Source organism: Ruegeria sp. SCP10, from assembly GCF_040329495.1.
Classification (GTDB): Bacteria; Pseudomonadota; Alphaproteobacteria; order Rhodobacterales; family Rhodobacteraceae; genus Ruegeria.
Genome location: NZ_JBDZYF010000007.1, coordinates 13445 through 39458, shown reverse-complemented (window position 1 = coordinate 39458; position 26014 = coordinate 13445). Strand labels below are relative to the sequence as shown.

Here is a 26014-nt window from a genome sequence, read left to right as displayed (position 1 = left end):
TCCCTTGATCCTGCCCCCCGCAACCGTCTATATGAGCGCCGAATACGCAATTACGAATGACGAGGACGCACCATGGCAGGCCATTCCAAATGGGCCAACATCCAGCACCGCAAGGGACGTCAGGACGCCGCGCGGTCCAAACTGTTTTCCAAACTGTCGAAAGAGATCACCGTGGCCGCCAAGATGGGCGACCCTGATCCCGACAAGAACCCGCGCCTGCGTCTGGCGGTGAAAGAGGCCAAGTCGAACTCGGTCCCCAAGGACGTGATCGACCGCGCGATCAAGAAATCGGTTGCGGGTGAAGGCGACGAATACGAAGAAATCCGGTACGAGGGCTACGGCCCCAACGGTGTGGCCGTGATCGTCGAGACGATGACCGACAACCGCAACCGGACGGCTTCGACGGTTCGTTCCACGTTCTCGAAGAACGGTGGCAATCTGGGCGAGACCGGCTCGGTCGGGTTCATGTTCGACCGCAAAGGTGAGGTCGTTTATCCAGCAGATGCGGGCGATGCGGACACAATTTTCGAAGCCGCGATTGAAGCAGGGGCCGAAGATGTCGAAAGCTCGGAAGATGGTCACATCATCTGGTGCGCGGATACCGATCTGAACGATGTCTCAAACGCTCTGGAAGGAGCGCTGGGCGAATCTGAATCGACCAAGCTGATCTGGAAGCCGACCACCACGACCGAGCTGGGCCTAGAGGACATGCAAAAGCTGATGAAACTGGTTGATGCGCTCGAGGACGATGACGACGTTCAGCGCGTCACAACCAATTTCGAAGCCACTGATGAGGTCATGGCACAGCTTTAAAGTAGAGCGCGTGTTGTTTTCAAAGCCCGGTCATATTGGCCGGGCTTTTTTGATGCTTCAGAGGTGCTTGGCCGTAACCCTGTAACAGAATAGGCTAAACTGAGTTAGCCAGCACAGGTGCTGGTTTAATCGTAATTGATGGCAGAATGAATGACACAAGACGCAAGTGAGTTGGCCAAGCGCAACGTCCCGGTTTTGACTGGGCAGAGCATTTTGTCCCAGATCGCGTGGACCTTGGGCAGCCCATCCGTTGTGTTGCCTTTTCTAGCTGTGTCTTTTGAATTGCCCATGTTTGTAGCGGGCGCGCTGGTCTCGATCCGCATGGTCGGCTCGATGATCGCAGATTTCTTTCTGGCTCAACCCATTGCGGCCCAACGCAGAAAGAAGCGCGCCATCGCAATGACCGAGTTTGTGATCGGAATCTGCCTGCTTATCGCGATGGCCGTTGCCGCGTCAGGCGTCGTGCCCCTGATCGCTGTAGCGTTTATAATGGTCTTTTTTGTGATTGGTCTGGTCGATGAAATGCAGAACCTCATGTATACCGACCTGCTTGGGGATCATGTCCAATCCAAATCACGTATTTCAATGCGGTATTTGCAGTTTGGGGCCGGAGGTCTGGCGGCGATAGGCTTGGCCTTGCTGATCCATGAGATCACAAAAGACAACCCTCCTTTTTCGCGACACTCTGCTGTGATTGCAGTATCATTCACGTTCTTCGTGCTGTCGGGGATCTGCATCATGGCGCTGGCTGAGATCGGTAAAACCACAGGCGCATCGACCGACGGGAAACCTGCGGTCAAATTGTCATTCAAAGCAAATTTAGAAGCCATTGTTGAGATGTTCGATCACGCATGGTTCAGGCGCTACATGACAATGCGCATGCCTTTGGTTGTTGTATCCTTGTCGGTTCCCTTCTTCGCCCTGATCGCGGCCGAGGCGCATCATGCGTCGGCCAAAGGGCTGACCGCGATGATCATATCGTCAGCTTCGGGGTATCTGGTGGCGGCGCCGCTTTGGCAAGTTGTCAATATGAAGTCGCATCGCGCCGTGATGGTTACGGGCACTCTGATGGTCGCGGTGACTGGAGCGGTGTTGTTGACGTTTCACTATCTTAAGCTGGATCATGATGTGCATCTGCACGCGATTGCCCTGTTCATCGTGACGGTTGCCACCACGGGTGTCAGCAGCGCGCGCAAACTGTATTTTCTGGATGTCGCCCCAAAAGATCAGCGCGTTCAGGCCTCGGCTGCGGTCAAGAGTATTGCCCGGATTGCAGCGGTTGTCTTGTCCGCCGGACTGGCCGCGATTGCACATATGCACGAGGTCGCCTTGGCCGTTGTCTTCATCGTGGGGTGCAGTTTGATTTCGGCCTTAACATGCTACAAGATCGCGTTGCCGAAGGCTCAGGCGAAGGTCAACGAAACCAGCGGAAAAGCCTCAGAAGAAGGATGAGATTTCGTCCAATGGTTTCTTAAGCTTGGCCACGGATGGAACCGTTGCAGTCTCTGAAGGGTGTCCAACCGCGATGATCATTGTGGGTTTTTCCGAGGCTGGCCGTTTCAGGGCCGCGTTTAGAAACTTCATCGGATTGGGTGTGTGCGTCAGCGTTGACAAACCGGCGTGATGCAGCGCGGCCAGCAGGAACCCGGTTGCGATATTCACGCTTTCGGGGACGTAGTAGTTCTTGTAGCGCGTGCCGTTCTCGAACTCGCCCCAGCGTTGGGCGAAAACCACGATCAGCCAGGGGGCGATGGTCAGGTGCTCTTTCACTGCGTCGGTGCCAATCGGTTCCAATGCCTTGATCCATTCATCCCCGGCGCCACCGGCATAGAACCTGCGTTCCTCTTCCTCGGCTTCTTCGCGGATCTGCTGTTTCAGTGCGGAATCTGAGATAGCCGCAAAGTGCCATGGCTGATGATTGGCGCCCGACGGGGCCGTGCCAGCCGTGCGCAGGCATGTTTCGATCACCGCTTTCTCGACCGGGCGGGCCGAGAAATCGCGTACCGTATGGCGCTGTCGCATCTTGTCGTGAAAGGCCAGTGCAGCCTGCTGCATCTGATCGTCGCTGATCTCGCACCGGTCGGGCAGGGGGATCGGATCATAGCTGAGGGCGTCGCGTGAAAACATAAGGTTACTCCGTAGGTTTGCCTCTTATCCGTTTGCGCGCGCCGGGGATCAAGGCTTTGGCTGCAGCCGCTTTGACCGCCTTGGTTAGCGGGGCCAGAGCTGGGGACAGGACGCGACCGACTTGCCAGGTCAACGCAACATCCAGATGTGCGTCTGGAATGAGGGGCTGCAACTTCCCTTCGGTTATGGGCATGCGCACCAACGGTTCGGGGTTCATTCCCCATCCGACCCCCGCAATCGCGGCATCAACGAAGCCGTGAGAGGATGGCAAAAAATGGGTCGGCGGCGTAATACGACCACCCGCCTGAGCCTCAAACCACGCTTTTTGCAGGCCATCTTTGCGGTTGAACACAAGGCAGGGGGCGGTGCTGAGGGTGGATTTGTTTACACCTTCGGAAAACCAACGCTGCATGAAATCCGGGCTGGCCGTTGGCAAATACCTTAGGGTTCCAAGCTCGGTGGCATCACAACCCGTCACCGGCTGGCCATCCACGGTGATCGCTGCGCTGACTTCACCCCGGCGTAGCCATTGGGCCGAATGGTCCTGATCATCGATGACCAAATCAAACAGCAGACCCGGCATATTGGCCATGACGTCAATAAACAGGGTCGCCAGTATATCCGCTGGTATGGCCACGCGAACGCGGGCGGTTTCAGTGGTTTGGTCAAGCGATAGCTCACGCGAGAGCTGTGCTTCGAGCAAACCGATATCTTCTGCATATTGCGCGATCCGCAAACCGGCTGGCGTTCCGGTACAGGGGCTTCCGCGATTGATCAGGGTCGCGCCGACGCGATCCTCCAGCGCTTTGATCCGCTGAGAGATTGCGGAAGGAGTAACAGCCAAAGCACTCGCGGCCGCATCAAAGCTGCCATGGCGCAAAATCGCGGACAACGCTGACAGGTGATGAGGGTCGAGGAGCATTAGTCAAACTTAACTCAGATTACCATCATTAATTTGATAGATCACGTGGATGACGGTAGTCAACGCCTCGAACAGTAGGAGGCATCATGTTCACAACTTTCATCGCTGGTTTTGCGCTTAGTTTCAGCCTGATCCTTGCGATCGGGGCCCAAAACGCCTTTATCCTGCGACAGGGGTTGCGCCGCGAACATGTCTTTGTGCTGTGTCTGACCTGTGGGCTGTCTGACGCGATCCTGATTGCCGCCGGGGTTGCGGGATTTGGAACGTTGGCGCAGGCCTTGCCGTGGTTTGAAACTGTGATGCGGTATGGTGGTGCCGCTTTCCTGATCTGGTATGCTGTTCGCAGCTTCTTGTCCGCTTGGAAGGGTGGTGCGGCTCTCAAGGCCGGGAATGGCCAGGCAACCAGCCTACGGACAGCCATGCTGACCGTTATGGCCTTCACCTGGTTGAACCCGCATGTTTATTTGGACACGGTTGTTCTGATCGGCTCAATCTCGGCGCAGTATGACGACCGGCTGAGCTTTGCAATTGGTGCGATGCTGGCTAGTTTCGTATTCTTCTTCACCCTTGGCTACGGCGCCAGGATCTTGTCGCCGTTCTTTGCGCGGCCAAGAGCCTGGCAGGTGCTGGATGTGATCATTGGCATCGTCATGCTGGGTATTGCTTTGAAACTTGTTATCATGTGAAGGGTTGCCCGTGCCGACGTTTCGGTGTTCAACCTAACGCATGAGTTCCCAAGCTGTTTCCTCGCGCCCGATCGCAGGCATGTTCTGGATGTTTGCCGCCGGGTTGAGCTTTGTTGTCATGACGGCGCTGGTCAAATCTCTGGGCCCGACGATGGACCCGATACAGGCAGCATTTCTGCGCTACGTTTTGGGTCTTGTATTCCTGTTACCTGCGTTGCGATCAATTCTAGCGACCCATCTCAGTAAACGTGATCTTGCATTGTTTGGGCTACGTGGCGTGATCCATGGCGGCGCGGTCATGCTGTGGTTCTACGCGATGACGCAGATCCCGTTGGCCGAGGTGACGGCGATGAACTACATGACGCCGGTGTATGTCACGCTGGGTGCGGCGCTGTTTCTGGGTGAGAGGCTGGCCTTTCGCCGGATCGCCGCCATTTTGGTTGCGCTTATCGGGGTTGTGATCATCTTGCGACCGGGATTCCGAGAGGTCTCGCCCGGCCATGTTGCCATGCTCGGCACCGCGCTGACCCTCGGCGGATCTTATCTGCTCGCCAAGTTGCTGGTGCGCGATATCCCACCTTCGGTTGTTGTGGCACATCTGTCGATCTGGGTCACAATTGTATTGATCCCATTCGCCATCGCGGTCTGGAGCCCACCCAGCCTGCGCGATATTGGTGTCCTTTTTCTGGTGGCCAGCTTCGCCACGGCCGGGCACTATTTCATGACGCTGGCTTTGCAGGCCGCACCGGTAGCGGTTACGCAGCCGGTCACATTCCTGCAATTGATCTGGGCCACCGTGTTGGGCGCGCTGGTTTTCAGTGAGCCCATTGATATCTGGGTGGTCACCGGGGGTACGCTGATCCTGGCGGCGGTCAGCTTTATTTCCTGGCGTGAGGCTGTGCTGAACCGACGGGAACTGACACCACCCACCATTGCAACAAAGCTGTGATTTTATATCACGGAATGTTTGTTGATTGACGAGTCAACGTCTGCGCCCTAGCGTTTGCAGGCTGCGCCAAAGCAGGGTGGGGATCTTTCCCGTGCGATGAGATCATCGGCTATCGTGCCAGGTCCTGAAACCCAGTTCTTTGGCCGTCACTTTCTGATTGGGGCCCGACAATGACCAAGCCGAATATTCTGATCCTGATGGTGGATCAGCTGAATGGAACCCTATTTCCCGATGGTCCGGCTGAGTGGCTGCATGCGCCCAATCTGAAGAAGCTGGCAGCGCGCTCGACCCGCTTCGCCAATGCCTATACCGCCTCGCCCCTATGCGCGCCGGGCCGGGCAAGTTTCATGTCTGGCCAATTGCCCTCTCGCACTGGGGTTTACGACAACGCGGCCGAGTTCCGCAGCGACATCCCGACTTATGCGCATCATCTGCGCCGTGCCGGATATTACACCTGTCTGTCAGGCAAAATGCACTTTGTCGGGCCGGATCAGTTGCATGGGTTCGAAGACCGGCTGACAACCGATATTTACCCCGCCGATTTCGGCTGGACCCCGGACTATCGCAAGCCCGGAGAGCGGATTGACTGGTGGTATCACAATATGGGTTCGGTCACCGGCGCCGGGGTGGCCGAGATTTCCAACCAGATGGAATATGATGACGAAGTCGCATACCACGCGAAAGCCAAGATCTACGATCTGGCTCGGGGGCAGGATGATCGTCCGTGGTGCCTGACCGTCAGCTTTACACATCCTCACGACCCTTACGTTGCGCGCCGCAAGTACTGGGACCTGTATGAGGATTGCGAGCATCTGCTGCCTGATGTCGCGGACCTTGGCTATGACAATCAGGACCCGCATTCCAAGCGGATTTTCGATGCGAATGACTGGCGCAGCTTTGATATCTCCGAAGACGACATACGCAAATCCCGCCGGGCCTATTTCGCGAATATCTCGTATCTGGACGACAAGATTGGTGAGATCCTCGAAGTGCTTGAAACCACCCGGCAAGAGGCGATCATCCTGTTTGTCTCGGATCACGGCGACATGCTGGGTGAGCGGGGATTGTGGTTCAAGATGACCTTCTTTGAAGGCTCTGCCCGCGTTCCGCTAATGATCTCGGCCCCTGATCTGCCACCGGGGCGGATCGACACGCCGGTTTCTACGATTGATGTAACGCCCACGCTGGGTGCGCTATCCGGCGTCGATATGGCTGAGATTGCCCCGTGGACGGATGGTGAGGATCTATGCCCATTGGCAAAAGGGGTTGGACGGACGGCGCCCGTGGCGATGGAATACGCAGCCGAAGCGTCCTATGCGCCGTTGGTGTCGCTGCGATATGGCAAATGGAAGTACAACCGCTGTGCTCTTGATCCAGATCAGCTGTTTGACCTTGAGAAGGACCCGCATGAACTGACCAATCTGGCCGACAATCCAGGCCATGCGGGCACGCTGCAAAGCCTGCGCGCGAAATCGCAGGCGCGATGGGATCTTGATCAGTTCGACGCGGATGTACGAGCCAGTCAGGCGCGCCGCTGGGTGGTTTATGAGGCGTTGCGGCAGGGCGGCTACTACCCTTGGGATTATCAGCCACTGCAAAAAGCGTCGGAACGCTATATGCGCAATCACATGGATTTGAATGATGTCGAAGAAAAACAACGTTTCCCACGCGGCGAATAGTCGTGCGCTTGGGTTTGGTGAGATGGATCCCTTCGGTTTGATCCGCGTCAATGTGGCGGGTGTTCTGGGTTGCTAGTTAGGTCCCAGAAGATCATGACTTAGGAGCGAACTGCATGTCTCACACCCCGCACGAACTGGCCGAAGAGTTTCCGGACAAGGTCGAACTAATGAGCCAGCTCAAGCAATCGGACGCACATTTTGCGCGTCTGGCCGATGAGTATCACGAGATCAACAGGCAGGTGCACCGGGCCGAGACAAATATCGAACCCGTGGAAGAACTGGCCGAAGGTGAGATGCGCAAGAAACGCGCGGCGCTGAAAGATGAAATCTGGGCAATGTTGACAAAAGCCTGAGGGCTTGGGCCGGGGGCTCTGCCCCCGTCGCGGCGGGCCGCGACTCCCCTAAGGTATTTTCAGCCAGGTGAAGATCAGGTCACCTTGTAGGGCAGGGTGCCGCGCGTATGGGTATCGATGCTCAGGCGGCGCTCTAAAGGTGGAACTGAACGCTGATGGCAGGTTTGTCGTTCGCAAATCCGGCAAGAGATGCCGATAGGCTCGTAGGCACTGGCATTGTTGATGTCGAGATTGTCGGCATAGACAAGGGCCTGAGCGTGGCGCACCTCGCATCCCAGAGCGATGGCATAGCGGCGGACGGGCGCGCCGTAGGAACCGCCTGACTTCGAGATATCGCGCGCCAGCGAGATGTATTTGACCCCGTCCGGTGTTTCCGCAAGCTGCAACAGAAAGTGCCCGGGCGTTTCGAAGGCGCGGTGCACATTCCATAGCGGGCAGGCGCCTCCGAAGCGGGCGAATTGCAACCGCGTTGCGGAATGGCGTTTGGTGATGGTTCCGGCCTGATCAACGCGGACAAAGAAGAACGGGATGCCCTTGGCCCCAGGCCGTTGCAGCGTTGAGAGGCGGTGCGCGATTTGTTCGATTGATGCGCCGAAACGGGTGCTGAGCAATTCCAGATCATGGCGGGTTTCCTGTGCAGCAGCCAAAAAACTGGCATAGGGCATCAGCGACGCACCGGCAAAATAGTTGGCCAATCCGATCTTGGCGATGGATCGTGCTTCATCGCTTTGGAACTTGGCAAAGTCCAGCGTGGCTTCGAGCAGTTTATCCTGACTGATCAGAGCGACCTGCAGCAGCAACTGGAAGACCTGTGTTTGTGGCGCTGCGCGGGATGACAGGCGCAAGGTTTTGCTTTCAGAATCATAGGCGCGCAAGGTCTCGATGTCTGAGAACACGACCTGAATACCGCGCTCGGCCAGGCTGTTCAGTGCGGCCTCTCGGATTCCCCCTGGCGTCTCGGCCCGATTGGCGAACAGTTCGGCGGCACGGTCGACGGCATCGATGTAGTTATCGCAATAGTGAAAGAAGTCTCGCACCTCTTCCCATGGGCTGGCCTGCGTGCGCGAATCTTCGCGCCCCAATGCCTCGTCCAATGAGGCGAGGCGTTCATGGGTTTGCCGATAGGTGCGATGAAGTTCGATAAAGGCGCGTGCCAGAGCGGGCGCGTTCGAAGCGGTCAATCGCAGATCGGCCAAAGGTGGAATGGCATCGGCAAAAACCGGATCGGCAAGCGCTTCGCGCATATCAGAGACCAGACGCTCGCTGTCACCTGTGCTGAGCTCGGTGACATCCATTCCGAACTCTTGCGCCAATGCCAGCACGACTGTGGTCGAGATCGGGCGGTTGTTGTTCTCCATCTGATTGAGATACGGGAGCGACACGCCAAGCTTTGCAGCAAATTCTTTTTGCGTGAGGGACAGCCGAGTGCGCATCTCGCGAAGTTTGGCGCCTGCATAGAGTTTTTGGGTGGCCATGGCGTGCCTTTGCAAGTTTACCTATCTGGGAGGCTAACTTTGCAAACTTTGGAAGGCAAGCGGGCTTACAGGCCCAATTGTCGTTCGCGCCGGATTACCGAATAGATGGAGCAGATTGCCAGAACCGCCGTTGTCAGCATTAACCATAACAACGGCATGGCGCCTGTCTCGACTGTCAATAAAGCTCCGGCAAGCGCGCTGAGCCCTGCGCCGCCACCCAGCATGATAGCTCCGCTTAGGCCAGCTGCGGTTGCTGCCAGATGCGGGCGAACAGAGAGGGCGCCGGATGTCGCGTTGGGTATGGTCATACCGTTGCCGAGTCCTACAAACGTCATGAAACTGAAAAAGCTAAGCGCGCTGCCAGCGCCGATCAGGAACAGCACGGCTGAAATTGCCACTCCAGCGGCGTTTAGGATGCTGCCCCAAAGAACCATTCGGTTGACGCCAAAGCGCACAGAGTAGCGCCCGCTCAGGAAGTTCCCGAGAAAGTATCCAACTGCAGGCGCACCAAAATAAAACCCAACTTCGGCCGCGCTGAGCCCGAATAGTTCGGTTCCAATGAATGGTGCGCCGCCTAAATAGGCGAAGAACGCGCCAGACGAGAAGGCAGACGAAAGTGAATAGCCCCAAAAGCGTGGGGATTTCAGAAGTTCGGGATATTCCCTGAATTGTTGGATCAGGGTTTTGCCGCTTTTGGCAGAGGTTTCGCCAAAGTCCCAGTAGGTTAGAGCCAGGATCAGTGCGCCCAACGCGAATGGTAGCCAGAAATTGGCTTTCCAGCCAAAGCTTTCCTCAAGGATACCTCCGATCGCGGGGCCAATCATCGGAACCACTGCCATACCCATGGTGACATAGCCAATCATGGATGCCGCTTGATCCTGATCATACATGTCCCGCACCGCCGCGCGGCTGAGAACCATCCCGACAACGATCACCGCCTGGCACATTCGAAAGAACAGAAAAACCTCGGCAGTGGGGGCGTAGATGCATCCGAGCGTCGCCAGCAAAAACAACGAAAGTCCCCACAGCAGCACCGGCCTGCGCCCGGCTTTGTCCGCGATGGGGCCGATCAGGATTTGCAGCACCGCATTGACCAGCAGATACAGCGCAATCGACAACTGCATGACCTTGTAGTCAGTCGCAAAATACAGCGCCATGTTCGGTAGGCTGGGCAAGAACAAATTCATGCTCAGCGCCGCTAGGCCTGACAGTAATACAAGTGTGCCGATTGTGGGTGGCGTGCGGCGAACCGCAGTCGATCTGAACTGCATTGTTCACATGTATAGTGGCGGTTTTTGGGAATGCCAGATCAGTATCGAGCGAACTGGATATATTAGCAGTTTTACAATTTATCAGGATGTGGTTTTCAAATATTTGCAAATTTGCTGGAAAGAACTTTAGCCAAGGCTGCTCAGCGGGTAGTGTTCGCCAAATTTAACAGGGGATATGCGCCATGAAAGACATCCTTTCCGAGCTTGAAAACCGTCGTGACGCGGCGCGTTTGGGCGGTGGGCAAAAGCGAATTGATGCCCAGCACGGTCGCGGCAAGTTGACTGCGCGCGAGCGGATCGAACTGCTGCTGGACGAAGGCAGTTTCGAAGAGTTTGACATGTTTGTCAGCCACCGCTGCACCGATTTCGGCATGGAAAAACAGCAGCCTGCAGGGGATGGTGTGGTAACCGGATGGGGCACGATCAATGGACGCATGGTCTATGTGTTCAGCCAGGATTTCACTGTCTTTGGCGGCTCGCTTTCGGAAACGCATGCCCAAAAGATCTGCAAAGTCATGGATATGGCGGTTCAGAACGGAGCGCCCATCATCGGCATCAACGACTCGGGTGGTGCGCGTATCCAGGAAGGTGTGGCGTCACTTGCGGGCTATGCCGAGGTGTTCCAGCGCAACATCACCGCCTCGGGCGTGGTTCCGCAGATCAGCGTGATCATGGGCCCCTGTGCCGGTGGTGCGGTGTACAGCCCGGCGATGACGGACTTTATCTTCATGGTCAAGGACTCGTCCTACATGTTCGTGACCGGCCCTGATGTGGTCAAGACCGTAACAAACGAAGTGGTCACGGCTGAAGAGCTTGGTGGAGCATCAACCCACACTAAAAAGTCATCCGTCGCAGATGGCGCATTTGAAAACGATGTTGAAGCACTGGCCGAGGTGCGCCGCCTTGTCGATTTCCTGCCGCTGAACAACCGCGAGAAACCTCCGGTCCGTCCGTTCTTTGATGATCCAGATCGCGTGGAGAAATCCCTAGATACTCTGGTGCCGGATAATCCGAACACACCCTATGACATGAAGGAACTGATCACGAAGATCGCGGATGAGGGCGATTTCTACGAGATCCAGGAAGATTTCGCCAAGAACATCATCACCGGTTTTGTTCGGCTTGAAGGGCAGACTGTCGGCGTTGTTGCGAACCAGCCGATGGTTCTGGCAGGGTGTCTGGACATCGATAGCTCGCGCAAAGCCGCGCGGTTCGTCCGCTTCTGTGACTGTTTCGAGATCCCGATCCTAACACTGGTTGACGTGCCGGGATTCCTTCCAGGAACGCAGCAGGAATACAGCGGGGTGATCAAGCACGGTGCCAAACTGCTTTACGCCTATGGCGAAGCGACAGTGCCGAAGGTCACAGTTATTACCCGCAAGGCCTATGGCGGCGCCTATGTGGTTATGGCGTCCAAGCATCTGCGCGGCGATTTCAACTATGCCTGGCCCACGGCCGAGATCGCGGTGATGGGTGCAAAAGGTGCGACCGAGATCATCCACCGGGCCGATCTGAAAGATGCTGAGAAAACCGCGCAACACGTGGCCGACTACGAGGATCGCTTTGCGAATCCGTTTGTGGCGGCTGAACGTGGCTTTGTGGACGAGGTGATCATGCCCCATTCAACTCGCCGCCGTGTTTCGCGTGCTTTCGCCAGCTTGCGGGGCAAGCAGCTGAAGAACCCTTGGAAAAAGCACGACAATATCCCGTTGTAAGGCCCTCAGGGCGGAAAAACCGCCCTGTGCCTTGCGTCACGCTGAAAATGAGGATGGTTTAGAAACTGCCGCCAAATATGGCAGGTTTGACAAAAACTGCTAAATAGTTGAATGATCCGCTCCAGCAATCATAGAACTGCGCAGGCCGCAAGCACTGCGCGCGCGACCCCGGAAGGAGGAGCTTGCCATTGGCGGGTCCGGGGCCGCGCCATAGTTTTGTTGACCAGCCTGTTTGCCACCCCTGCTTTCCCACAATCGGAAACCCCGCTGCCCGTGCCATCTGGTCAGCCCGTGCACCTGAACAATGTTCTATTGGACAACAATCCGGGTGAGCTTTGGGTTCGGTTTCGGTTCATTGCCCCAAAGATCGGGGCAACCGTGGGTCGGATCGGCTATGACGTCGCTACGAAGGATATGGCGCATCTGTGCCAGACTTTGGCGATTGCCTATGTCGCTCAGCACGAATTGGACCCGGCACTTGTGATTATATCGCTGGCGGACCGGCCTATCGAATTCGGCGACAGCGCGCCGGATGCCACACAGTTCTTTGAAGCCTACCGGTTGGAACCGTCCGGGTGTATCTGGGAGGGGCTTTGACCATGATCATCGAATTTCATGTGCCCAAAGCGTCTCAGATCAATGATGCGGCTTTGGAGGTGCGCACTATGACCTCATCCCGAAACGGATGTGAATTTCCCTCTATCAAACACGACGTCATGCCAGAGGTGTCGACATGCTGAAACATCGCGGATTTCCTGGGCGTCTGGCTGGCACCGATTTTCAATTCACCATTCGCCGCGCCAACCCTAAGGGCGTAACCCCGATCACCCGTCGCGAACGGTTTCGGGATCGCAAACCCGCTGACCGCAGGGCTGATGCGGGGTTTATGGAAGCACTATGGCAAGCGTTCGGTGATAAGCCGTTTGAGCGCGGCAATTTGGATGCGGGCCGGCTGAGCTGGCTGTTCGGGCGCGAAGTCATTCCGGCAGAAGATCCGTTCGATCCGGAAAGCTATGATGCGTTGCTGGTCATTGATCTGGACGCCGCGCGTGCGTCGTTCCCTGATTTGTTCGGCACAGGTTGATCATGTTGAACCTGACACAGCCCATAGCAAGAGAGACCCCGCCCAGTATCGGGCAGGGTCGAATGGGCGCGTCAGAAGTTCAACTGGGCGGCGACCTGTATCCGATTGCCATCGAAGTCTTGCCCCGAGTTCACATCATTCCGCTCGCCATAGATGTATTCGGCACTAAGGGTCAGGTTGTCGGTCGCCTTGTAGAAGGCGTTGACATGGATGGTCTCCAACTCGGTGAACGCCAGTGTTCCGGTCGATGTGGCCAGATCATAGTCCTCGCGTCCGTAAGCGATGCCAACGTTCCATTTGTCACTCAGGTCCTGGCGGAACTCGACCGTGTAGCCATCGACATCGTTGGCTTCACCCCCGACAATCGCATCGCCCAGGCCAATCAGGTATGGGCCAAGGGCTTGACCGTGGATATAGTTGACCTGAAACAGGCCACCCGCCCAGGGGCGGATCGAGCCAGACAGAGTAACGCCCCACTGATCGACCTCGGTCGCACCGTCGATTGTTTGAGCGTTGCCATAGAGCGCCGAAGCACGCGCAATATATGTGCCATTGTTATACTCGGCCGCAGCGGTAAGAACCGGATCGTCCGAGTTCGACCCACTGACATTTTCTTCGATCGAGGTGCTGAAAACGGTATTCGAACCCAGATTGGCCGTGTAGCGGACCTGCGGTACCCGGGCGAATGCGATACCGACCGGACCATTGAATTCAACCGAGGTCGGATAAGTGTCCAACGGCTGAAAGTTGGTCCAGTACTGTCCGATCAGCCATCTGTCACCAATGGTGATATTGGCATGACGCAACCGCAGCTCTGCCGTGCCGTTCGAGGCGAACAGATCCAGCTCCAACTGTCCGCCGATCTCACCGATGCCGCTTGGGGTGCTTGTGCGCAATCCGATCCGCGATTGGCGGATCGTCGCGCCAAAGGTTCCATCAGTTGCTGCCGATGGCTCACCGATCACGTTTACAAAAGCGGTATCCCCCTGATCAAATTCGAAATCGTAGAAGAAATCGGCTTTGACGTAGCCATAAACGTCGAGAGTGGTGTTCCCGATTCTGAAATCACCATTAGCAGGGCCCGCGCGGTTGGTCTCAAGCGCTTCGACTCTGGCGCGCAACGCATCCAGTTCGGCCTGTGTCTGGGCGTCCTCAGCCACAGCATTCGTGCCGGTCAAACAGAGTGCAGAGGCCGCAAGCAGGGTCGCCTTTTTTCCTATCTTAGTCATGTGGGTGTTTCCTTGTGTGCGAGTAAGCACTTGCACCGTTCCACGCGCTTTGTGGCTTCGGAAATCACGAGATTGGGACGGAAAAGCCTATATTTCTCAAGGGAATGTGCGTTTTTGGGCGCGCTAGGTCACGATGGGGTGAAACGTTCTGCCAAGCGTATGAATGTGAACATGTTTCCACCCAGACCGATTTCTTCAATATGTGATGCTGCGCCTGCGAAAAGGCTGGCTCGGAAGCTGAAATATAACAAAACTGTGACGCCGGGCCTCGGGCGCAGGCCTGAATCGCCGCAAAAGGCGATCGGCGCAATTTTGCGCGGAAACTTGCCGCATGGGCAAATTCCAGCCGGAATCTTCTCAGGAAACAATACTTTGTTTGCTGCTTGGATTGTGGCGTGCAACCTGAGCGGGCCGTGCGGCTCTACTTTGCCTGCGCCGCACATGCACCTACTATTCCGTACCCCTTCCTTCCGCGGGCAGGCTTGTGTTCCCCACAATGTCCTGTCCGCGTTTTTCTTTGAGCATCCTGCAGGTATCAAGCGGCATAAATCTGCGCAAAATGTGAATTTGCTGTGTTTGATATTGAATAACAGAGCCCAAACCCCGCATCTGACCTTAAAGATATCAAATCGAGCAAGAGGGCAGACTAAATGCAAATCTCACGTATTATTCTGGTTGCAGCAACTTGCGCGGGCCTGTCGGCCTGCGGTGACACGACCGGCGAACAGGCTTTGCTGGGTGGCGGAGCCGGCGCAGTCGGGGCTGCGGTCCTCAGCGCGGACCCGCTGTTTGGGGCAGCCATTGGCGCCGCGGGTAACGTCCTTTACTGCAAAACGCAGAACAACTGTAACTAACACAAATTCCTTGGGGCGTTTTTCGCCCCATCCGTCATCGCGTATCACGCCGTTGCGGGGATCCCTCCCTGCGGCGGCGTTTTGCGTTTCCAGAGCACCAAACCAAAGGACATCGCATGTTCAATAAGATCCTGATCGCCAACCGGGGCGAGATTGCCTGCCGGGTCATCAAGACCGCCCGCAAGATGGGTATCGGCACCGTTGCCATTTATTCGGACGCGGACAGGAACGCGTTGCATGTCTCGATGGCGGATGAGGCGGTGCATATCGGTCCGCCGCCTGCGAACCAGTCTTATATCGTGATTGACAAGGTCATGGACGCCATCCGTCAAAGCGGCGCACAAGCGGTTCACCCCGGTTATGGTTTCCTGTCTGAAAACGCGAAGTTCGCCGAGGCGCTTGAGGCCGAAGGCGTCGCCTTTGTCGGTCCGCCGAAAGGCGCGATTGAGGCGATGGGGGACAAGATCACCTCGAAAAAGATCGCGCAGAAGGCGGGCGTTTCGACTGTGCCCGGCTACATGGGCCTGATCGAAGACGCGGAAGAGGCGGTCAAGATTTCGAACGAGATCGGCTATCCGGTGATGATCAAAGCCAGTGCCGGTGGCGGCGGCAAGGGTATGCGGATTGCCTGGAGTGACGAGGAGGCGCGTGAAGGTTTCCAGTCGTCCAAGAACGAGGCTGCGAACTCATTCGGCGATGACCGGATTTTCATCGAGAAATTCGTCACCCAGCCGCGTCACATCGAAATTCAGGTTCTGTGCGACAGCCACGGCAACGGCATCTATCTGGGCGAGCGCGAGTGCTCGATCCAGCGTCGGAACCAGAAAGTGGTGGAGGAAGCGCCGTCGCCCTTCCTCGATGAAGCAACCCGCAAGGCAATGGGAGAACAGGCCGTCGCTTTGGCAAAGGCCGTGGGCTATTCCAGCGCGGGTACGGTGGAGTTCATCGTCGACGGTCAGAAGAACTTCTACTTCCTCGAAATGAACACCCGCCTGCAGGTGGAGCACCCGGTGACTGAGTTGATCACCGGCGTCGATCTGGTTGAACAGATGATCCGCGTGGCCAATGGTGAGCCCTTGTCGATCACGCAGGACGACGTGACGCTGACCGGATGGGCCATTGAAAACCGTCTTTATGCGGAAGATCCGTATCGCAACTTCCTGCCCTCAATCGGGCGTCTGACCCGCTATCGCCCGCCGCAGGAAATCGCGGCTGGCCCGATGCTGGTCAACGGTAAATGGCAGGGCGACGCGCCGGAAGGTGAAGCCGCTGTGCGCAACGACACCGGCGTCTATGAAGGCGGCGAGATCAGCATGTATTACGATCCGATGATCGCCAAGCTGTGCACCTGGGCGCCGACCCGCGAGGCGGCGATTGAAGCCATGCGCGTTGCGCTGGACAGTTTCGAGGTCGAAGGCATCGGCCACAATCTGCCGTTCCTGTCGGCAGTGATGGATCATCCCAAATTCGTCAGCGGTGATATGACGACCGCCTTCATCGCCGAAGAATATCCGGACGGGTTCGAAGGTGTCACCTTGCCCGAAGGTGATCTGCGTCGCATCGCAGCCTCTTGCGCGGCGATGCACCGTGTGGCCGAGATCAGACGCACGCGCGTGTCGGGCCGGATGGACAATCACGAACGCAAGGTTGGCAAGCGCTGGGTTGTGGCTGTGGAGGGGCATGAGCTTCCGGTTCAGGTCAATGCCGACAAAGAAGGCGCGACGGTGAAATTCGAGGATGGATCGAGCCTCCGCGTTTCCTCGGACTGGACGCCGGGTGATCAACTGGCCGTACTGGATGTTGATGGCAGTCCGCTGGTTCTAAAAGTGGGCAAGGTTTCAGGCGGGTTCCGGGTGCGCAACCGTGGCGCGGACCTGAAAGTTCTGGTGCGCCGTCCGCGTCAGGCCGAACTGGCCAAGCTGATGCCCGAGAAACTGCCACCCGACACCTCGAAAATGCTGCTTTGCCCGATGCCGGGGCTGGTCGTGAAGATCGACGTCGAAGTGGGGCAGGAGGTGCAGGAAGGTCAGGCATTGTGCACGATTGAGGCGATGAAGATGGAAAACATCCTGCGCGCAGAAAAGAAAGGTACCGTTGCCAAGATCAACGCGGGTGCAGGAGACAGTTTGGCTGTGGATGATGTGATCATGGAATTCGAGTGATGTTCAGCGGGCATCGCGAAATAGACTTTTGCGTGCTCGCTTTTCTGACCTCTGCAATGCTTGGCGGTGCGGTTTTGGCCTATCTGAGACATGAAATCGGAGATTTGACCCTGATCCTGATCGGGTCTGCTCTGTTGCTCGGGTTTTATAGCTGGGCCATTCCGCCGCTTCTGCGCCGCAGTTTCCTTCGGATTCTTGTGGTTTTGCCCCCGTTTCTACTGCTGGGTGTGATTGGGGGAATAGTCGTCTGGGAATACGTACCGGACGCCGCAAGAGACAAGGTTTACCCGGCTTTAGTGACGGGTTCGGTTATCGTTCTGGGGTGGTTCGTGACGTTTCTGTTCTCATCCTACGCCGAAGCGCAGAAATTTCATCTTCAGCGCAGGGATACGCTGATTGCTTTGCGAAATGAGATTTTTGCGTTGGTGGATAAACTGGACAACCAGCCCATCGCGGCACATGCAGAAAAGGTCCAGAAACGCATTCTGAGTGGTGACGGCACGGATGCGAAAGGTAATCCGATCGAGTATTTTCCGTTTTCAACCATGGAAAGCGAACCCATCGTGTTCGAGGCGATTTCGTCGTCTATCCCAGCGCTTGGCGAAGATACTGTTGCAAGTGTTGTCCGCTTTTATGCCGAATACACCGATTTGCGTCGCATGGTCGAGGATTCCCGGAATGAACAGACGCAGAAACTGTCTCGTGAGCGCCGGGTAGCGTTTCATCAACAACTGACGAACCGCAGAACAAGCACACTACGCTGGGGGCTGAGCGCGTTGGTTGCAATCAATATTGAGATGGGTCACGAAAATCCCGAAGGAATTAATCGTTCTGGTGAGAATGAGGACGTAAACCCTTGACCCTATTGTGTAAAATAGAGTCCAGCAGCCGATCAGATGTCGCCGCTGATCGGCTTTTCCGGAGATTTTTCTGGTTGGTCACTGCTATAAAGCATGATCTTTTCCTCACCTTCTACGTCGTAAACATAATATCTATTGGTGAATATTTCAATTACGGTTTCGCCGCATCACGTCGCTCGCGGATTTCGCGTTCGCGTAGCGGGGTTTTGTCGATGGATCGGCCAATCTCGCGAACGCTCCACGGGCTGGGTTTGCGCAGCTTTACCACGCCGTCCTTATCAACGAATACCATCTGGAACCCGCGTGGTCGCAGCTTTGACCGGATCGGAGATCGCGCCAACGGGTCAGTATCTGTCAGCACAATCACATCCCGATCCCGCATCGCGTCCTCGCCATCCAGCAACATGTCGATCTGTTGCTGGAACCGGGGGTCGGCGGGTGTATCCGCAAAGACGATGATGGGTCGGTTGACCCACAGAAACTCGTTGAGATCGCTATCGCCTGCCGGGCGAACGAACTCCTCATCGGCGGGTGCCGATCCGTCGGCCGCCAAAGCCGCCAGCGGGAATAGCGCCGAAAAAACAAAGGCAAGCGTTCGTGTCATGGGGCCTCCTGCTAGAATGAATATAGCCCCTGTCCGCGTGAATGCGACCGGTGATTTGAACAAGCGGTTCAAATTCTTGCGTTTTGCAGCTCGCAAATCGACCCCTTCAGAGACAACAGCGCGCAGGCCAAGGCCGTGCGCGTCCCGAATCGAGAAAAGGATATTGCCATGACCGATAAGAAAGACTGGCAGGCGCTGGCCGAAAAAGAACTGCGTGGTCGCCCGTTGGATGACCTGACCAAGGAGACGCTGGAAGGCATCGACGTCAAACCGCTCTATACGCAAGAAGACACCGCCAACCTGCCGCATATGGGGTCTCTGCCCGGTTTCGGCCCATTCACGCGCGGGGTGAAGGCGACCATGTATGCGGGGCGCCCCTGGACGATCCGGCAATATGCGGGTTTTTCCACCGCCGAAGAATCGAACGCCTTCTACCGCCGCAATCTCGCTGCCGGTCAGCAGGGTGTTTCGGTGGCTTTCGATCTGGCAACACACCGGGGTTACGACAGCGATCACCCGCGCGTTGTTGGCGATGTCGGCAAGGCTGGCGTGGCTATCGACAGTGTCGAGGACATGAAAATCCTGTTCGACGGCATTCCGCTCGATAAGGTCTCTGTCTCGATGACGATGAACGGCGCGGTGATCCCGATCCTGGCCAGCTTCATCGTTGCGGGTGAAGAGCAGGGCCATGACAAATCCGTCCTGTCCGGCACCATTCAGAACGACATTCTGAAGGAATTCATGGTGCGCAACACCTATATCTACCCGCCTGAGCCGTCGATGAAGATCATCTCGGACATCATCGACTACACCTCGAACGAGATGCCCAAGTTCAACTCGATCTCGATCTCAGGCTATCATATGCAAGAGGCGGGGGCGAACCTGGTGCAGGAACTGGCCTATACGCTGGCCGATGGGCGCGAATATGTCCGCGCCGCGACCGAGGCCGGGATGGACGTGGATAAGTTCGCGGGCCGACTGTCGTTCTTCTTTGCCATCGGTATGAACTTCTTCATGGAGATCGCGAAACTACGCGCCGCGCGTACGCTCTGGCATCGGGTGATGACGGATTTTGGTGCGAAATCCGAGCGGTCCAAGATGTTGCGGACGCATTGCCAGACCTCCGGCGTGTCGCTGCAGGAACAGGACCCCTATAACAACGTGATCCGCACCGCCTATGAGGCGATGAGCGCTGTTCTGGGCGGCACCCAGTCCCTGCACACCAATGCCTTGGATGAGGCGATTGCGCTACCCACCGATTTCTCGGCCCGCATTGCCCGGAACACGCAGTTGGTGCTGCAGGAAGAAACCGGTGTGACCGATGTAGTCGATCCGCTGGCCGGCTCCTACTATGTCGAAAGCCTGACCAATGAGTTGGTCGAAAAAGCCTGGGCTCTGATGGAAGAGGTCGAGGAGATGGGTGGCATGACCAAGGCGGTGGCGTCCGGCATGCCCAAGCTGCGGATCGAAGAAAGCGCCGCCCGCCGTCAGGCTATGATCGACCGGGGCGATGAGGTGATCGTTGGCGTCAACAAGTACCGCAAGGAACAGGAAGACCCGATCGACATTCTGGATGTCGATAACGTCGCCGTACGCGAAGCTCAGGTCGCGCGGCTGGAACGTATCCGGGCCACCCGCGATGAAGCCGCGTGCCAACAGGCATTGGGAGCGTTGACAAACACCGCCCGTGAGGGTGGCAACTTACTGGCTGCTGCGGTCGAGGCCGCCCGCGCCCGTGCATCTGTAGGAGAGATCAGCATGGCAATGGAGAAAGAGTTCGGCCGCCACCGCGCCGAGGTTAAGACATTGGCCGGGGTCTATGGCGCTGCCTATGAGGGCGACGAAGGCTTTGCTGCGATCCAGAAATCCATCGAGGAATTCGCCCAGACCGAAGGCCGCCGCCCTCGGTTGCTGGTGGTCAAGATGGGGCAGGATGGACATGATCGCGGTGCCAAAGTGATTGCGACTGCGTTCGCCGACATCGGGTTTGACGTGGACGTTGGCCCATTGTTCCAGACACCGGCCGAAGCTGCGCAGGATGCGGTGGACAATGACGTCCACGTGGTCGGAATTTCCTCGCAGGCAGCGGGTCACAAGACGCTTGCACCGCAACTGGTTGAAGAACTTAAGAAAGCCGGGGCCGAGGACATCATCGTGATTTGCGGCGGGGTGATCCCTCAGCAGGATTACCAGTTCCTCTATGATCACGGTGTGAAGGCGATCTTTGGGCCGGGCACCAACATCCCCGAAGCGGCGCAGGACATTCTGCGCTTGATCGGCGATGCGCGAGGCTGAGATGGTGAGGGGGGCTGTCTGCCCCCCCCTTCGCGCTGCGCGCGATTCCCCCCGAGGATATTTCTGGCCAGATGAAGAAGCGGATTTCATGTTGCCCCTGTGCTGAAGCTGGCGGTAAGGTCGGCTCTGGTTGGTGGAGGATGGATGATGCTACTCGATCACTTGGCCGTTGCGGGCGAAACGCTGGAGGAGGCATCGGCCCATATCGAACAGGCGTTGGGCATCTCGCTTCAACCCGGCGGAAAGCACGAAAAATTTGGCACTTATAATCGTCTTCTGGGCCTAAGGGATGGTCTGTATCTGGAAGCGATTGCTATTGATCCTGACGCAGCTGTACCTCAGCGGACCCGTTGGTTTGACCTGGATCGGTTTTCGGGAAACCCGCGTCTGACCAATTGGATCTGCAGCGTTCCTGATATCGAAGCCGCACTTGCAACGTTTCCTGATGGCACTGGCACCCCAATTGATCTGACCCGGGGGGCTTTGACTTGGCGGATGGCGGTGCCGCCCAACGGACGCTTGCCCTTCGACAATCTGTTTCCTGCGTTGATCCAGTGGCAGGGCGATTTGCACCCTGCGCAGATGTTGCAGGACAGCGGGTGTAGTTTGCGACGTTTGATCGTGTATCACCCGGAGGCATTGGAATTGGCCCAGCATTTGGGAGAACTGGATCTGGTTGTGTTTGATACCGGCCCCGTTTCGATGCGGGCAGAGTTCGAAACGCCACATGGGGTGCGCGTGTTGGAATGACGGTTCGGCAGGCCCGCCCGGATGATGCTGCTCAGATCGCAGTGATCACGAACGCCATCATCCGCGATACGCTGGTGACGTTCACCACGGAAGAACGCAGCGCAGAAGCGATTGCCAATGATATTCGCGCTCGTGGCCTGTCTTTTCTGGTCGCAGAAGATCAGGGGCAGGTGCTGGGTTTTGCAACATGTGGGATGTTTCGCAACGGACCGGGATACGCCAACACCCGGGAACACTCGATCCAGTTGGCGGAAGGGGCGCGGGGTAAGGGTATTGGTCGGGCCTTAATGACAGAACTTGAAGCCGCGGCGCGCGCGGACGGGGTTCATGTTCTTGTGGCTGGCATATCCTCTGCCAACCCTTCGGCCATTGCGTTTCATGAGGCGGTCGGGTTCCAAAGGGTCGGCCTTATGCCGGAAGTTGGGTTCAAATGGGGCCAATGGCTCGATCTTGTGCTGATGCAGAAAATTCTTCGTGCAGAGTGACCTGTTCCACCTGACAGTCCCGAATTGGGACGCTAGGGTACGCCCATGTCGATCTGGATCCGCATATCCGACGCGCTAAGCGCCCTTGCCCAAGGCGAAAGCCTGACGGCAGTTTTTGAGAAGCTGCGTTCGCCACCCGAACGTTCGGTGGCCTTCACCATTGCGGTAATCGCGTTGGGGGCCAAAATGGCCAAGGCTGACGGACAGGTGACGCGCGATGAGGTCACGGCCTTTCGGGATGTGTTCCAGATCGCACGTGCGGATGAAGAGGGCGCGGCGCGGGTCTTCAACATGGCGCGGACGGATGTTGCAGGCTATCAGGACTATGCCCGCAAGATTGCGCGCATGTTTTCCGAAGACAGCACCACGCTTTGCGACCTGATGGAGGGTTTGTTCCACATCGCCATGGCCGATGGGTTCTATCACCCTAACGAGAATGAATTCCTTGAGGACGTCAGCCGCATCTTCGGCCAGACAGATGCGCAATTCCTGGCCTTGCGCGCGCGCTTCGTGCCGGATGCACCCAATGATCCTTATGTGGTTCTGGGCGTTTCGCGCGACATGCCGGTGTCTGAGATTCGCAAAGTGTGGCGTCAACTGGTGCGCGACACCCATCCTGATGCGATGATGGCGCGCGGTGTCCCGGAAGAGGCGATCCGCCTTGCCGAAAAGAAGATGATCGACATCAACCAAGCCTGGGATGACATCAACGGCGCGCGGGCCTGAGCGGATGCGTTTGGCGACCTACAACATCGAATGGTTCGCCAACCTGTTCGACAAAAACGATGCGTTGATCATGGATGACAGCTGGTCGGGCCGTCATGACGTGACAAGGGCCCAACAGGTTGAGGCGATTGCCAAGGTTCTGACCGCGCTGGAAGCGGACGCCATCCTGATCGTCGAGGCCCCCAATACCGGCAAACGTCAAAACACAGTGCGGGCATTGCAAGGCTTTGCCGAGGCGTTTGATCTACGAACGCAGCGCGCGGTTATGGGTTTTGCCAACGACACGCATCAGGAACTCGCCCTGCTCTATGATCCCGAAGTGTTAACGGCCCAACACGCGCCGCGCGACGATGCGAATGCGCCGCGGTTCGATCGCTCCTTTCAGATCGATTTGGATGTGGATGCGACTGAAGATGTGGTGCGCTTTTCGAAACCCCCGCTGGAGTTGCGGGTTCAGTCAAACTCCGGTTTTGAGTTCCGCATGATCGGCGCTCATCTCAAATCCAAAGCCCCGCATGGTGCAGAATCCCGCGATGAGGCGATCCGGATTTCAATCGCCAACCGGCGCAAGCAACTTGCGCAGGCAATCTGGCTGTCACGGCGGGTGGCCGACCATGTCGCGGCACAAGAGCCTGTTGTGCTTCTGGGCGATCTCAATGATGGTCCGGGTTTGGATGAGTTCGAGCATCTGTTCGGGCATTCATCGGTTGAAATCTTGCTGCAGGCCGGATTGTTTGACCCCCATGCCGTTACGGCGCATGGACCCCGACCGGGGTCTGTCCCTTCCACGGCCCGGTTCGCCCGCCCAAAAGAGGGCAGGTTTCTTGAGGCTTTGCTGGACTATGTCATGATCAGCGAAGACCTGCGTAATCGCCAACCCGCTTGGCGTATCTGGCACCCGTTTCGAGATGCGACCTGCTGGACATCTGTTGAACTACGCGAAGCGTTACTGACAGCTTCAGATCACTTCCCGGTCACGCTGGATATCGAGTTGTGATCTTCCCTGAGACCCTTTGAGGGCCTATATTCCCAATATGAAACGCCTTCTGATCATCGCGGTCTTGTCTGCCAAACTCAGCACTCCTGCCTTTGCGCAGGAAGATGACAGCAAATCCCTGATGGAGCAGGGGGCCGAGCTGTTCTTTGAAGGACTGCGTCGAGAGATGGAGCCCGCGCTGGATGAGCTTTTGGGTATGGCAGACGCGCTTGGCCCGGCAATGCAATCTTTCCTTCAGGAAATGGGCCCTGCATTGGCCGAACTTGCAGCCGAGATTAAGGATTGGAGTGCTTATGAAGCACCCGAAATCCTTCCAAATGGCGATATCATCATTCGCAAAAAACCTATGCCTGATGATGAGGTCGCCCCCCAGCTTGAAGATCAGACACCAGATGAAGGCACCGATATCTGATCGGGGGCCTAACCTTTGATGATCACGCGCACTTCGGATTTCAGGGCGTTTGACAGCGAGTTTAGGCGCGCCTCGGCTACCTCGTTGAACAAGGGTTCCGCCGCTTTGGGCAGGAACAATTCAAGCTGGCGCTTCTTGGGGTAAAATCTAAGTCTGCCGATGTTGGCTTCGTTGTGCATCCAAAGCATCGCACCAAATCGCATTGCCTTGCCCAGAATCTCGGCCTGTTTCTGCCCGGTCTCATCCAGTAACTCGTACAATGGTGCAAATCGATTGCCTTCACGTTTGTTGCGATAGCGGTGTTGCAGTGCCAGCCCGATAAAGACCCGTTCGGAGTGCTTCAGGCCACCCAGATTAGCGCGAGTGACATAGTCGAAACAGGCCTCGGCCCGGTAATCGGGATGCGCGCGCCAACTGACATCATGCAGCAGGCAGGCGGCTTTGACCAACCTAACCCGCGCGGGCGGCGCTGATTTGAACAATGGCATCACAAAACTGTAAAGGTTCCGCCCAAAACCAGGCAGGCGGGCATCTTTGGATTCGGAAAACCGGCTGGCTTCGATCAAAGGGTCACGATCCCGGATCTCTTGCGACATTTGCTCGTACAACAGACCTTCGCGGATGCCGTAGCTTGAGATCGCGATGTCCTTGGGTTTGAAGGTGCGAATCAATCGCCCCAGCACGTCCATCGCATAGGGGATCAACGCCATTCGAGAGTTGGACACACCTGCTTGGCTGCGCAGTTTGTCGTGATCATTGGCTTCGATGAATTTGATCGTGTCACGCACCTGCGTGGTGGTCATACGGTACTCATGCAGAACATTCAGCGGGTAGCCACGGCGCAACATATCGATCCGAGCGAATGCGCGCCAGCTGCCGCCGACAAGAAACAAGCGGTCCCGCTGCTGACCAAGCTGAGCGCGCAACTCCTCCATCGTGCCCTTGATATGCGCTTTTCGCGCGCGCCGCCCACCTTTGATGTCACGCAGTTTCAGCGGCCCAAGGGCTGAGGTCACCCGTCGCCCAACCTGACCATCCCCGATTTCTGCCAGTTCCATCGATGATCCACCGATATCACAGATCAGACCGTAAGCACCGGGCCAACCCAGCAACACGCCCTGGGCAGACAGGCGCGCCTCTTCCTGACCGTCGATCACAGCGACATGCAGCCCGGTTTGGGCCTGAACCTCGGCACAGAAATCTGGCCCGTCTTTGGCTTCGCGCACGGCGGCGGTTGCAACCACATGCAGGCCCGGCAAGTCCAAGTCTTGCGCCAGTTGCTGGAACCGGCGCAACGCGGCCAGAGCCCTTTCGCGCCCGCGCGGGTTCAGCTTTCCGGTTTCAGATAGCCCGGCGCCAAGCTCGCACATGACTTTTTCATTGTAGAAATAGGCCGGCGATCGTGCCGCGCCGTCAAAAATCACCATCCGGACCGAGTTCGAGCCCACATCGACAACGCCCACCCGCGACAGCGCACGCGCGCCGGGGTCATCGAACAGAGGTTTGCCGAATGGGCCCCAGTCCGGGATGTCGGTTTCGACGGTCTGATCCATGTGTCTTCCAGAT

General features: G+C 57.0%; 25 protein-coding genes. 18 read left to right on the top strand and 7 right to left on the bottom strand.

Features of this window, described 5'->3' with window-relative positions:
- The first annotated feature begins 72 nt into the window (after positions 1-72).
- The gene (locus ABLN87_RS14835; RefSeq protein ID WP_353011456.1) at positions 73-813 is read left to right on the top strand and encodes a YebC/PmpR family DNA-binding transcriptional regulator; all 741 of its coding nucleotides are present in this window, start codon (positions 73-75) and stop codon (positions 811-813) included.
- Positions 814-963: 150 nt separating this feature from the next.
- A complete protein-coding gene (locus ABLN87_RS14830) occupies positions 964-2265 on the top strand; it encodes an MFS transporter (protein ID WP_353011454.1) in 1302 nt (433 codons plus the stop codon).
- Here the strand turns inward: ABLN87_RS14830 and ABLN87_RS14825 are convergent.
- A complete protein-coding gene (locus tag ABLN87_RS14825; protein WP_353011453.1) occupies positions 2251-2940 on the bottom strand; it encodes a nitroreductase family protein in 690 nt (229 codons plus the stop codon). The genes ABLN87_RS14830 and ABLN87_RS14825 overlap by 15 nt on opposite strands.
- Before the next feature lie 4 nt (positions 2941-2944).
- Positions 2945-3862 carry a LysR family transcriptional regulator ArgP gene (locus ABLN87_RS14820; protein ID WP_353011451.1) on the bottom strand — a complete coding sequence of 306 codons (918 nt, stop codon included), beginning with the start codon at positions 3860-3862 and terminating at the stop codon, positions 2945-2947.
- Between the two features lie 86 nt (positions 3863-3948).
- Here ABLN87_RS14820 and ABLN87_RS14815 point away from each other — a divergent pair, with 86 nt between their 5' ends.
- From ABLN87_RS14815 to ABLN87_RS14800, 4 genes are all read left to right on the top strand, one after another.
- On the top strand, positions 3949-4548 hold the full coding sequence (locus tag ABLN87_RS14815; RefSeq protein ID WP_353011449.1) for a LysE/ArgO family amino acid transporter: 600 nt from the start codon (positions 3949-3951) through the stop codon (positions 4546-4548).
- A 40-nt stretch (positions 4549-4588) separates the two neighbouring features.
- Entirely contained in the window at positions 4589-5497 is a 909-nt protein-coding gene (locus tag ABLN87_RS14810; RefSeq protein WP_353011448.1) for a DMT family transporter, read from the top strand.
- Positions 5498-5667: 170 nt separating this feature from the next.
- The gene (gene betC, locus ABLN87_RS14805) at positions 5668-7176 is read left to right on the top strand and encodes a choline-sulfatase (protein WP_353011446.1); all 1509 of its coding nucleotides are present in this window, start codon (positions 5668-5670) and stop codon (positions 7174-7176) included.
- 113 nt (positions 7177-7289) lie between these two features.
- Positions 7290-7529, top strand: coding sequence for a YdcH family protein (locus ABLN87_RS14800; protein ID WP_170531892.1), 240 nt, complete (start codon positions 7290-7292; stop codon positions 7527-7529).
- Positions 7530-7603: 74 nt separating this feature from the next.
- Here the strand turns inward: ABLN87_RS14800 and ABLN87_RS14795 are convergent, their stop codons facing one another.
- Both ABLN87_RS14795 and ABLN87_RS14790 read right to left on the bottom strand, forming a co-directional pair.
- A complete protein-coding gene (locus tag ABLN87_RS14795) occupies positions 7604-9004 on the bottom strand; it encodes a helix-turn-helix domain-containing protein (protein WP_353011444.1) in 1401 nt (466 codons plus the stop codon).
- A 65-nt stretch (positions 9005-9069) separates the two neighbouring features.
- Complete coding sequence (locus ABLN87_RS14790; RefSeq protein ID WP_353011443.1) at positions 9070-10275, bottom strand: multidrug effflux MFS transporter; 1206 nt, start codon at positions 10273-10275, stop codon at positions 9070-9072.
- A 182-nt stretch (positions 10276-10457) separates the two neighbouring features.
- On the opposite strand from ABLN87_RS14790, the gene ABLN87_RS14785 reads away from it, so the two are divergent.
- The 3 genes from ABLN87_RS14785 to ABLN87_RS14775 all read left to right on the top strand — a co-directional run bounded on the left by ABLN87_RS14785 (position 10458) and on the right by ABLN87_RS14775 (position 13074).
- Entirely contained in the window at positions 10458-11990 is a 1533-nt protein-coding gene (locus ABLN87_RS14785) for an acyl-CoA carboxylase subunit beta (protein ID WP_353011442.1), read from the top strand.
- A gap of 111 nt (positions 11991-12101) precedes the next feature.
- Positions 12102-12587 carry a DUF6497 family protein gene (locus tag ABLN87_RS14780; protein ID WP_353011441.1) on the top strand — a complete coding sequence of 162 codons (486 nt, stop codon included), beginning with the start codon at positions 12102-12104 and terminating at the stop codon, positions 12585-12587.
- Between the two features lie 136 nt (positions 12588-12723).
- Positions 12724-13074, top strand: a complete 351-nt coding sequence (locus ABLN87_RS14775) for a hypothetical protein (protein ID WP_353011440.1) — start codon at positions 12724-12726, stop codon at positions 13072-13074.
- 71 nt (positions 13075-13145) lie between these two features.
- On the opposite strand, the gene ABLN87_RS14770 is transcribed toward ABLN87_RS14775, so the two are convergent.
- Positions 13146-14303 (bottom strand): DcaP family trimeric outer membrane transporter, encoded by a 1158-nt coding sequence (locus tag ABLN87_RS14770; protein WP_353011439.1) that lies wholly within the window; start codon positions 14301-14303, stop codon positions 13146-13148.
- A gap of 650 nt (positions 14304-14953) precedes the next feature.
- Between ABLN87_RS14770 and ABLN87_RS14765 the strand changes: the two genes are divergently transcribed.
- The 3 genes from ABLN87_RS14765 (at position 14954) to ABLN87_RS14755 (ending at position 18179) form a co-directional block, all read left to right on the top strand.
- On the top strand, positions 14954-15157 hold the full coding sequence (locus ABLN87_RS14765; RefSeq protein ID WP_353011437.1) for a hypothetical protein: 204 nt from the start codon (positions 14954-14956) through the stop codon (positions 15155-15157).
- Positions 15158-15273: 116 nt separating this feature from the next.
- Positions 15274-17319 (top strand): acetyl/propionyl/methylcrotonyl-CoA carboxylase subunit alpha, encoded by a 2046-nt coding sequence (locus tag ABLN87_RS14760; protein WP_353011436.1) that lies wholly within the window; start codon positions 15274-15276, stop codon positions 17317-17319.
- 32 nt (positions 17320-17351) lie between these two features.
- On the top strand, positions 17352-18179 hold the full coding sequence (locus tag ABLN87_RS14755; protein WP_353011435.1) for a hypothetical protein: 828 nt from the start codon (positions 17352-17354) through the stop codon (positions 18177-18179).
- A 151-nt stretch (positions 18180-18330) separates the two neighbouring features.
- Here ABLN87_RS14755 and ABLN87_RS14750 read toward each other — a convergent pair whose 3' ends face one another.
- Positions 18331-18783 carry a DUF4174 domain-containing protein gene (locus ABLN87_RS14750; RefSeq protein WP_353011433.1) on the bottom strand — a complete coding sequence of 151 codons (453 nt, stop codon included), beginning with the start codon at positions 18781-18783 and terminating at the stop codon, positions 18331-18333.
- A 168-nt stretch (positions 18784-18951) separates the two neighbouring features.
- Here ABLN87_RS14750 and scpA point away from each other — a divergent pair, with 168 nt between their 5' ends.
- From scpA to ABLN87_RS14720, 6 genes are all read left to right on the top strand, one after another.
- Complete coding sequence (gene scpA / locus ABLN87_RS14745; RefSeq protein ID WP_353011432.1) at positions 18952-21078, top strand: methylmalonyl-CoA mutase; 2127 nt, start codon at positions 18952-18954, stop codon at positions 21076-21078.
- 147 nt (positions 21079-21225) lie between these two features.
- Positions 21226-21828: a VOC family protein gene (locus ABLN87_RS14740; protein ID WP_353011701.1), complete on the top strand. Its 603-nt coding sequence runs from the start codon at positions 21226-21228 to the stop codon at positions 21826-21828.
- Complete coding sequence (locus ABLN87_RS14735) at positions 21825-22313, top strand: GNAT family N-acetyltransferase (RefSeq protein ID WP_353011430.1); 489 nt, start codon at positions 21825-21827, stop codon at positions 22311-22313. The genes ABLN87_RS14740 and ABLN87_RS14735 overlap by 4 nt, the downstream gene beginning before the upstream one ends.
- 45 nt (positions 22314-22358) lie before the next feature.
- Positions 22359-23039: a molecular chaperone DjiA gene (locus ABLN87_RS14730; protein WP_353011428.1), complete on the top strand. Its 681-nt coding sequence runs from the start codon at positions 22359-22361 to the stop codon at positions 23037-23039.
- 4 nt (positions 23040-23043) lie between these two features.
- Positions 23044-24036: an endonuclease/exonuclease/phosphatase family protein gene (locus tag ABLN87_RS14725; RefSeq protein ID WP_353011699.1), complete on the top strand. Its 993-nt coding sequence runs from the start codon at positions 23044-23046 to the stop codon at positions 24034-24036.
- A gap of 37 nt (positions 24037-24073) precedes the next feature.
- Positions 24074-24448 (top strand): hypothetical protein, encoded by a 375-nt coding sequence (locus ABLN87_RS14720; RefSeq protein ID WP_353011426.1) that lies wholly within the window; start codon positions 24074-24076, stop codon positions 24446-24448.
- 8 nt (positions 24449-24456) lie between these two features.
- Here ABLN87_RS14720 and ABLN87_RS14715 read toward each other — a convergent pair whose 3' ends face one another.
- A complete protein-coding gene (locus tag ABLN87_RS14715) occupies positions 24457-26001 on the bottom strand; it encodes a Ppx/GppA family phosphatase (protein WP_353011424.1) in 1545 nt (514 codons plus the stop codon).
- Positions 26002-26014: the final 13 nt, after the last annotated feature.